6 protein-coding genes are annotated in these 9,678 nt (G+C 44.0%); 5 read left to right on the forward strand and 1 reads right to left on the reverse strand.

Features of this window, described 5'->3' with window-relative positions; genetic code table 11:
* The 5 genes from HMPREF9010_RS0124620 to HMPREF9010_RS06420 form a co-directional block, all read left to right on the forward strand.
* Nucleotides 1-1,158, forward strand: a 1,158-nt coding sequence (locus HMPREF9010_RS0124620; protein WP_032852869.1) for a pseudouridine synthase, incomplete at its 5' end; no start/stop codon positions are given.
* A 105-nt stretch (nucleotides 1,159-1,263) separates the two neighbouring features.
* Nucleotides 1,264-2,667 carry an asparagine--tRNA ligase gene (asnS, locus tag HMPREF9010_RS06435; protein ID WP_004297192.1) on the forward strand — a complete coding sequence of 468 codons (1,404 nt, stop codon included), beginning with the start codon at nucleotides 1,264-1,266 and terminating at the stop codon, nucleotides 2,665-2,667.
* A 139-nt stretch (nucleotides 2,668-2,806) separates the two neighbouring features.
* Nucleotides 2,807-3,298, forward strand: coding sequence for a DUF4488 domain-containing protein (locus HMPREF9010_RS06430; RefSeq protein WP_004305582.1), 492 nt, complete (start codon nucleotides 2,807-2,809; stop codon nucleotides 3,296-3,298).
* 257 nt (nucleotides 3,299-3,555) lie between these two features.
* Nucleotides 3,556-4,764 (forward strand): glycoside hydrolase family 88 protein, encoded by a 1,209-nt coding sequence (locus HMPREF9010_RS06425; RefSeq protein WP_008650427.1) that lies wholly within the window; start codon nucleotides 3,556-3,558, stop codon nucleotides 4,762-4,764.
* Nucleotides 4,765-4,961: 197 nt separating this feature from the next.
* Nucleotides 4,962-9,059: a hybrid sensor histidine kinase/response regulator transcription factor gene (locus HMPREF9010_RS06420; RefSeq protein WP_008650429.1), complete on the forward strand. Its 4,098-nt coding sequence runs from the start codon at nucleotides 4,962-4,964 to the stop codon at nucleotides 9,057-9,059.
* 144 nt (nucleotides 9,060-9,203) lie between these two features.
* Here the strand turns inward: HMPREF9010_RS06420 and HMPREF9010_RS25620 are convergent.
* On the reverse strand, nucleotides 9,204-9,678 hold a 475-nt coding region (locus tag HMPREF9010_RS25620; RefSeq protein ID WP_198139071.1), incomplete at its 5' end, for a transposase.

A 9,678-nucleotide genomic window follows, 5' to 3' on the forward strand; every position in this document is an offset into this window, starting at 1 on the left:
TACAACCGCGAAGGTGGTTCTTATGATCGTCCTCAACGTCCTTCCTACAACCGTGAAGGTGGTTCTTATGACCGTCCTCAACGTCCCCGTTTCAATAGCGGCGAAGGTGGTGATCGTCCTCAACGTCCTTCTTACAACCGTGAAGGTGGCGACCGTCCTTACCGTCCCCGCTTTAATAACGGCGAAGGTGGCGACCGTCCTCAACGTCCTTCTTACAACCGTGAAGGTGGTGACCGTCCGTATCGTCCCCGTTTTAATAACGGCGAAGGTGGCGGCTATCGCAGCAATAACGGCGGTGGGGGAGGTTACCGTCCGAGATACAACAATGACCGTTCACAAGGAGGCTATCGTCCTCGTCCGCGTACCGGCGATTATGATCCGAATGCTAAGTATAGCGTAAAGAAACAGATCGAGTACAAGGAACAGTTTGTTGATCCGAATGAACCGATCCGTCTGAATAAGTTCCTGGCTAATGCCGGTGTTTGTTCACGTCGCGAGGCTGATGAGTTTATCACAGCAGGTGTGGTTTCTGTAAACGGTGAAGTAGTAACGGAATTGGGTACAAAGATCAAGCGTTCGGATGTGGTTAAGTTCCACGATGAACCGGTAAGCATCGAACGTAAGGTATATGTATTGTTGAATAAGCCGAAAGATACGGTTACTACATCGGATGATCCACAGGAACGCCGTACAGTAATGGATTTAGTGAAAGGTGCTTGCAACGAACGTATCTATCCCGTAGGACGTCTTGACCGTAACACGACTGGTGTACTCTTGCTGACGAATGACGGTGATCTGGCTTCCAAGCTGACACACCCGAAATTCCTGAAGAAGAAAATTTATCATGTTCATCTGGACAAGAACCTGACCAAAGCGGATATGGATCAGATTGCAGCTGGTATTCAGTTGGAAGACGGTGAAATTCATGCAGATGCGATCAGCTATACAGATGATTTCAAGAAAGACCAGGTAGGTATCGAAATTCACTCCGGTAAGAACCGTATCGTTCGCCGTATTTTCGAATCACTGGGTTATAAAGTAGTAAAACTCGACCGTGTGTTCTTCGCCGGACTGACCAAAAAAGGTCTGCGTCGCGGAGACTGGCGTTACCTGTCGGAAGCAGAAGTAAACTACCTCCGCATGGGTTCGTTTGAGTAATAAGTCAATAAATAACAACTTGACAGAGGACGGGGAAAGAAAGCAGGAAAGAATTCATCCTGCATTTGAAACCTCGTCTTCTTGTATCTAAAAAGAAAAAGTTAAATGGAAAAGATTGGTAGAACAAAAATTGTTGACCTGTTGAAGCGCACAGATATTGGTGCTATGGTCAATGTGAAAGGATGGGTTCGCACCCGTAGAGGTAGCAAACAAGTAAACTTTATCGCACTGAATGACGGTTCTACAATAAATAATTTGCAGATCGTAGTAGATTTGGCTAATTTCGATGAAGAGATGCTGAAACTGATTACTACCGGCGCTTGTATCAGCGTGAACGGAGAAATGGTAGAATCAGTAGGTTCCGGTCAGAAAGTGGAAGTACAGGCTCGTGAAATCGAAGTGCTGGGTACTTGTGATAATACATATCCATTACAGAAGAAAGGCCACTCTATGGAATTCTTGCGCGAGATTGCTCACTTGCGTCCGCGTACCAATACATTCGGTGCAGTGTTCCGCATCCGTCACAACATGGCGATTGCTATTCACAAGTTCTTCCATGAAAAGGGCTTCTTCTATTTCCATACGCCGATCATTACGGCTTCCGATTGTGAAGGTGCCGGACAGATGTTCCAGGTGACTACGATGAACCTGTATGACTTGAAGAAAGACGAGAGAGGTTCTATCTCTTATGAAGATGATTTCTTCGGTAAGCAGGCAAGTCTGACTGTTTCCGGTCAGCTGGAAGGTGAGTTGGCAGCTACTGCTTTGGGAGCTATCTACACATTCGGTCCTACGTTCCGTGCCGAAAACTCCAACACTCCCCGCCACTTGGCAGAGTTCTGGATGATTGAGCCGGAAGTGGCTTTCAACGACATTACAGACAACATGGACTTGGCAGAAGAGTTCATCAAATATTGTGTGAAATGGGCGTTGGATAACTGTGCGGATGATGTGAAGTTCCTGAACGATATGTTCGACAAAGGCTTGATTGAACGTCTGCAAGGTGTATTGAAAGATGATTTCGTACGTTTGCCTTATACAGACGGTATCAAGATTCTTGAAGAAGCTGTTGCGAAAGGACATAAGTTCGAATTCCCGGTTTACTGGGGCGTGGACCTGGCTTCCGAACACGAACGTTTCTTAGTGGAAGAACACTTCAAACGTCCGGTGATTCTGACTGACTATCCGAAGGAAATCAAAGCCTTCTATATGAAGCAGAACGAAGACGGTAAGACTGTACGTGCCATGGACGTTCTTTTCCCGAAAATTGGTGAAATTATCGGTGGTTCCGAACGTGAAGCCGACTATAACAAGCTGATGACCCGTATTGAAGAAATGCATATCCCGATGAAGGATATGTGGTGGTATCTGGATACCCGTAAGTTCGGTACTTGTCCTCACTCCGGCTTCGGATTAGGGTTCGAACGTCTGTTATTGTTTGTAACAGGTATGGCGAATATCCGTGACGTGATACCGTTCCCGCGTACACCAAGAAATGCTGATTTCTAATATTTCGGTATATTTATGTAAAACTCGCATAATCTTCAGGTTATGCGAGTTTTTTTATGCTCTGAATTGCTGTATTCTCAAAATAAATCTTTATATTTGGAAATACGCATTCGAGAGTGTTAACTAAAATAATACAACAATGAAAAAGCTCTATTTCTTTACCATGCTTTCAATAATGTTGTTAGCGGTAACAGGTGCGACGGCCCAGAAGAAAACCAAATTCAAAGCGGCCGATTTGAAAGGTATTTGGCAGCTCTGCCATTATGTATCCGAGTCTCCCGATGTTCCGGGAGCGTTGAAACCCAGTAATACATTTAAAGTATTGAGTGATGACGGACAAATCGTAAACTTTACCATTATTCCCGGTGCGGATGCGATTATTACTGGATATGGTACTTATAAACAACTCACGGACGATTCTTATAAGGAAAGTATCGAGAAGAACATTCATCTCCCGATGCTGGACAATCAGGACAATATTTTGGAATTTGAGATTAAAGACAATGATTATCTCCATCTGAAATATTTTATCAAGAATGATTTGAATGGAAATGAGTTGAACACCTGGTATTATGAAACTTGGAAGAGGGTGGAGATGCCGGCTAAGTTTCCGGAAGATATTGTGAGATAAAAGAGCGTGTACTTTTTAGTGGAGGCACGGATTTTGCAAAAGGCTGCATAGTTGTTTGGTTATGCCTGACAACAGCTTATTTGGTAAAATCCGTGCCTGTTTTTCTATAAAAGATAAAAACAAAGCACTTTTGGACAAAATCAAAGTCCGTAGAAATAGAAACGAAAATGAAAAAATAGATTTGCAAAGGGTCTGTTCGCGACTTGCTCTAACTTTGTTGCCAGTAATAGAATACAGTAACAAAATAAAGTGGAACAATGAAAAACAAACTTTTACTGGCGGTAGGGAGTATGGCGCTCCTGACTGCTTGCGATGCTTCAAAAGGAAATGAGATGGAATGGTTCGACCATGCAGTGAAAACAGCGGGACATCAGTTGCTCTATATGGCAGAACAATTGAAGAATGAACCGGATACCGCCTGTTTTCCCCGTTCTATCAAAGAAGGAAAGTACAGACTGGAGCACCCCACAGATTGGACGAGTGGTTTCTATCCCGGTTCCATGTGGCTGGCATACGAGTTGACCGGTGATGAGGCTCTCGCAAAAGAGGCGCGTAAATATACGAACCGTCTGCAGGATATGCAATATTATACGGGTAATCACGATTTGGGTTTTATGATGTTTTGCAGTTATGGGCAGGGCATCCGTTTGAAACCGGAGCCAACGGACAGTTTGATTCTGATTCATTCTTCAGAAAGCTTGTGCTCCCGTTTTCGTCCGGAAGTCGGACTGATTCGTTCGTGGGATTTCGGTGATTGGAGTTATCCGGTGATTATTGATAATATGATGAACCTTGAAATGTTGTTCTGGGCTTCGGAACAAACCAATAATCCGAAATATCGTGAAATAGCCATCTCTCATGCTAACAAAACGTTGAAGAATCACTTCCGGGAGGACATGACTTCCTATCATGTGGTAAGTTATCTGGCGGATAGCGGTGAAGTAGAGTCGAAAGGAACCTTTCAGGGATATGCCGATTCTTCCGCTTGGGCGCGTGGACAGGCTTGGGGAGTGTATGGATATACCATGTGTTATCGCTTCACCAAGCAGCAGAACTATCTGGATGCCGCTCATAAAATAGCGCGGTTCATTATCGATCACCGCCCGTCCGAAAATGACTATGTACCTTATTGGGATTATGATGCTCCTAATATTCCGAATGAACCGCGGGATGCTTCTGCGGCTGCCGTAACAGCTTCTGCATTACTGGAGTTGAGTGGTTATGGCGACAAGAAACAAGGGGAAGAATATTTCCGTTATGCGGAGCATATCCTGAAACAGTTATCCTCTGATGATTATTTGGCCCAAGAAGGAGAAAATCATGGTTTCGTCCTGTTACATTCGGTTGGTAGTTTCCCGCACGACAGTGAAATTGATACTCCGCTCAATTATGCCGATTATTATTATCTGGAAGCCTTGAAACGTTATAAAGATCTGAAAGAAAAATCAGAAAATCCGTCTTACTAACTTGAAGAGAAACCGTAAAAAAAAATTAAAGTTCAGGGCAACCGCATCTAAAATATGAATTCATAACTGTCGGACTTTGGCGCGGTTACCCTGTTTTGAGCCGATACCGGTCCTTTATATGAGTTAAAAAACGGGATTCATTTATCAGATTGAATTGAAAATACTTATCTTTACGATAAATTCTTCAATATTAGCTCATGAAAGACCGACATTTGCTATTTAGATACCTATTCGGATTAACCGTTTGCATTTTATTTTTTCCTTTGGCTGTATCGGCCGCCGACAGCTTCATTCATTTTAAGCGATTATCCGTGGATGACGGGCTGTCGCAAAATACTGTGCTTGCTCTGACACAAGATCATAATAATAAGCTTTGGGTAGGCACCATAGACGGACTGAACTGGTATGAAGGTTCCCGTTTCGTTTCGTATTATAAAGCGCCGGATGATACGACCAGTCTGGCAAACAATCATGTCTATTCACTTCATACCGATTCGAAAGGTACGGTATGGGTAGGTACACAGGTCGGTTTATCCCGTTATAATATAGTAGGGAATAATTTCACCAATTATTCTTCACCGGACAATCAGCCGATGCAAGTATTGGCTATCGGAGAACCGGAGGAAGGCGACCGGCTTTTGCTTGCTACCAATATCGGTCTGGTGGTTTTTGATAAAAAGACCGGGCGGATGAAAGTGCAGCCGGAACTTGCCGGAAAAACGATCTATTCAGTTTGCCGGATGAATGACGGTTTCCTGTTGGGAACTTCGGAAGGTGTCTATTTCTATTATGTACGCAACGAAAACGTGACCCGGCTTCTTCTCCAATTGAAAGGAGAAACCATCTCCGATATGCTCTATGACGACAAAACCGGCAACTGTTGGCTGGCTTCATTGACAAACGGCGTGTATTGTGTAGATAACAACTTTCAAATAAAACATCATTATAACAAGCAAAATACTCCTGCTTATTTCCTTACGAACTCGGTCAGGACATTGTCCGGAGATGATAAAGGAAGGGTTTGGATAGGAACCATGGAAGGTTTGCTTATCCTTGAACCGGAGACGGGAACTTTCCGTATCTGCCGTTTTTCTCCTGAAGATCCGACTACCTTGGGGCATAATTCCATCCGCTCTATCTTGAAAGACAATCAAGGGGGAATGTGGATCGGTACATTTTATGGCGGGCTTAATTATTATCATCCCCTTGCTCCGGCATTCGGACGCTTGCAACATTCCGCCTGGCGGAATTCGTTAAGTGATAACACGGTGAGCTGTATTGCCGAAGACCCGGATAATGGCAATCTCTGGATCGGCACGAACGACGGCGGATTAAATTATTATAACCGGAAAACCGGAGTCTTTTCATATTACCGGACGGGTACTTCCGCCAACGCTTTAAAGTCGGACAATATAAAATGTATATGGACGGACAAGGATGGAAGTGTCTATATCGGCACTCATGGAGGGGGAATGAGTCGTCTGCATCACCGGAGTGGCAGGATAGAAACATATTCCTTTCCCCATTCTACTTCCCTGACTAACAGTTGTTACTCCTTATTGGACGGAACGGATGGAACGCTTTGGGTAGGCGGCATGAGCGGACTTTACCTTTTCGACAAACAGACCGGCGAACTTTCGCAGCATCCGTTGGCTAAAAAGCATAAAAAGTTGGAGAATGTATTGATATATACGTTGTTCCGTGATTCCAAAGGAAGAATCTGGATCGGTACGGAAGAGAGCCTGTTTTTGTATGCCGGCGGGAAACTGGAAGAACTGCATCTTTCCTCTTCGGCTTATCTGCATGGGTTGATACAGGCTTTCTTTGTACAGGAGGATAGCCGTCATGAAATCTGGATTGGTTCTTCCACAGGATTATATTGCTATAAGGAAGGAGCACCGACTGCCTGGAAACACTATACGATGAAAGACGGTTTGCCAAACGACTTTATTTATAATATACTGGAAGATGAACGGGGGCGTTTATGGTTGACAACTAACAAGGGACTGGCTTGCTTCAATACGGAGGAGGGTACTTTCCTCAACTATTCAAAGCAGGACGGATTGCCTCACGATCAGTTTAACTATTTCGGAGCTTGCAAAGCGCACGATGGTACATTCTTCCTGGGGTCTCTTGGGGGCGTTGCCTATTTCAAGCCATACGAATTGGGTGATAATCCATATTCCCCGGATGCGGTGGTAACAGGAGCCGTTGTCTTAAATCAGGTGATTACGGATATGAAAAGTGAACGGGTGCGTTATTATCAGGACGAGCAAGGGCGGATGCTGGGTATGTCGTTCCCTTCCGATCAGAAACTTTTTAATATCCGGTTTGCCGTTATCAACTATTTAGCTGGTAAGCGGAATCAGTTCGTTTACAAATTGGAAGGCTTTGAAACAGAGTGGAACTACTCCCGTCATGTTTCCTTTGCACGGGCGAGTTATTCTAATCTTCCGCCCGGTGAGTATGTGTTTAAGGTGAAGGCATGTAACAACAATGGAAAGTGGAGCGAGGCGACCACTGAATTTTTTGTGCATATCATTCCGATGTGGTATCAGACTTGGTGGGCAAAGACACTTTTCATCTTCTTTTCTTTAGGGCTTCTCGTCTTTGTGATCTATTTCTTTATTGCCCGTGCCAAAATGAAGATGCAAGTCCGGATCGAACAGATAGAACGAAACAAGATAGAAGAAATCAGTCAGGAGAAAGTACGTTTTTACATGAATATGTCTCATGAGTTGCGTACTCCGTTGAGTCTGATACTGGCTCCGTTGGAGGAACTCTTGGGGCAGAGCAATCTGAAAGGTACTCCGGTACAACAGAAACTAGATTACGTTTATAAGAACGGTCGTAAGTTGTTGCACATTGTCAACCAGTTGCTGGATTTCCGTAAAGCTGAAGCAGGTGCAATGCCTATTCATGTTGCGCAGGTAAATGTGGAAGAACTGTTGCAAGATGCTTTTGCCCTGTTTAAAGAAAATGCGCAGAAACGTGCTATCAGCTTTCATATAAAATCTGATCTGGAAGGACGATTGTTTCCTGCGGACCGGACGTATGTAGAGACCATCTTGATGAACCTGCTGTCTAACGCCTTTAAGTTTACACCGGACGGCGGAAGTATTTCGCTTTCCTTATGGACAGAGGGAGATACCTATGGTTTCACGGTAAGAGATAGCGGAATCGGTATGTCTCCGGAACAGCTAACCCGCATTTTCGAACGTTTCTATCAGGTAGACGGTCAGCGAAAGGGGACGGGTATCGGATTGTCATTGGTGAAGATGCTGGTAGAAAAGCATCACGGCACTATTACGGTAGCAAGCGAACCTGCTCAATATACGGAATTTAAAGTCACACTACCTGCTGATATGGCTGCCTTCACGGAGAAAGAACGTGAATTGCCGGCACATGAAGTCGAAACATCTGCTTCTCTCCGGGATCTTCCGGTGGCTGATGAATATTTCTCTGGTGATGCGTCGGCTGTGGTTTCAGAAGAGAAATCGGACGACGATCAGATAGAAGTTGGCAGCGAGGAAGAACGGCCTACTATCTTGTTGGTAGATGACAATAAAGAGATGGTGGATTACCTGAAAGATAATTTCCGGCAGAACTATGTGACGCTTACCGCCGGAAACGGCGAAGAAGCATTGGCTATTATGAAAGAGCACCGTGTGGATATTGTTCTTTCCGACGTGATGATGCCGGGTATTGACGGTATCAAACTTTGCCAGCTTATTAAACGAAATCTGCAAACCTGCCATATTCCCGTCCTGCTGTTGTCTGCCAAAGGAAGTGTCGATGCACAGACGGAAGGCATTCAGGCTGGAGCGGATGATTACATTGCCAAACCGTTCTCGATTCATTTATTGAAAGGAAAAATTGCTAATCAACTGAAAGCACGCCAGCGGTTGAAACACTATTATTCGAATACGATTGATATAGATACTGCTAAAATGACTTCGAATAATCTGGATGAGGAATTCATGAGCAAAGCTATTCAGGTGGTAGAAGAAAATATCAGTAATGAAGACTTCACCTCTGATGAGTTGGCCAGCCAGCTTTGTATGAGCCGTTCGTCACTGTATCTCAAGATGAATTCCATATCCGGTGAACCGCCTGCCAACTTTATCCGGCGCATCCGTTTTAATAAAGCGTGTAAATTGTTGCTTGAAGGGCGCTACTCCATTTCGGAGATTAGCGGAATGGTAGGCTTCGGATCTTCTTCTTACTTCTCTACCAGTTTCAAGAAGTATGTCGGTTGTCTGCCATCGGAGTATGTGAAGCAGCATACTAAGTAGTTGTTTTGCGGTTATGCATTTGTTCACCACAGAGGACGCGGAGGACACAGAGGTGAATCTTGTTCATGCCGGTACAGAAATGAATGAGAGTTTTTTGTCTACTATAAAGTTGAAGGTTCTTCGTCAAATTTGGTGGTACTTCTTCTATTGTGAATAAATAATCTTCGCTCTCAGTAGTTTAATTCCTGCCCTATTGTACATCTGTCTTTTTACCGCTTTAATTTTATTCACTGTCCCCTCCAGTAATCCGTTACTGAAGGGGATATCAATAGCTGCCTGTACTGCCTCCCAGTCTTTTTCAATACCATATGCAAAGTTCGTCAGTGCCATATTCCGTGTTGCCTTCGCTTTTTCAATCCACTTTCTAATATCCTTATCATAAGTGTTCCCATTAATCATATCTCTGAAATTCTGACACACGCTTAAAAGTTCTTTAATCTGCGGTGAGGACTTATACAGTTCCGCTAGTTTAGGATTATCCGATTCTCCCTTTAGAATGTATTTGCGTATCTGATTCTGTGAAACTCTCTGTATTTTACTTCTGTTTTCAATGCTCTCATTATGCTCCTTGACTTCCTTCCTCTTTTGTTGATACCTTTTTCGCAAGCTGGATGTTATC

This window comes from Bacteroides sp. 3_1_23, from assembly GCF_000162555.1.
Lineage (GTDB): Bacteria > Bacteroidota > Bacteroidia > Bacteroidales > Bacteroidaceae > Bacteroides > Bacteroides ovatus.

Bases quoted from the DNA above. Each gene is read 5' to 3' on its own strand.
- HMPREF9010_RS06425 (WP_008650427.1), top strand. From the start codon at position 3,556: ATGAAAAACAAACTTTTACTGGCGGTAGGGAGTATGGCGCTCCTGACT.
- HMPREF9010_RS06420 (WP_008650429.1), top strand. From the start codon at position 4,962: ATGAAAGACCGACATTTGCTATTTAGATACCTATTCGGATTAACCGTT.
- HMPREF9010_RS06430 (WP_004305582.1), top strand. From the start codon at position 2,807: ATGAAAAAGCTCTATTTCTTTACCATGCTTTCAATAATGTTGTTAGCG.
- asnS (WP_004297192.1), top strand. From the start codon at position 1,264: ATGGAAAAGATTGGTAGAACAAAAATTGTTGACCTGTTGAAGCGCACA.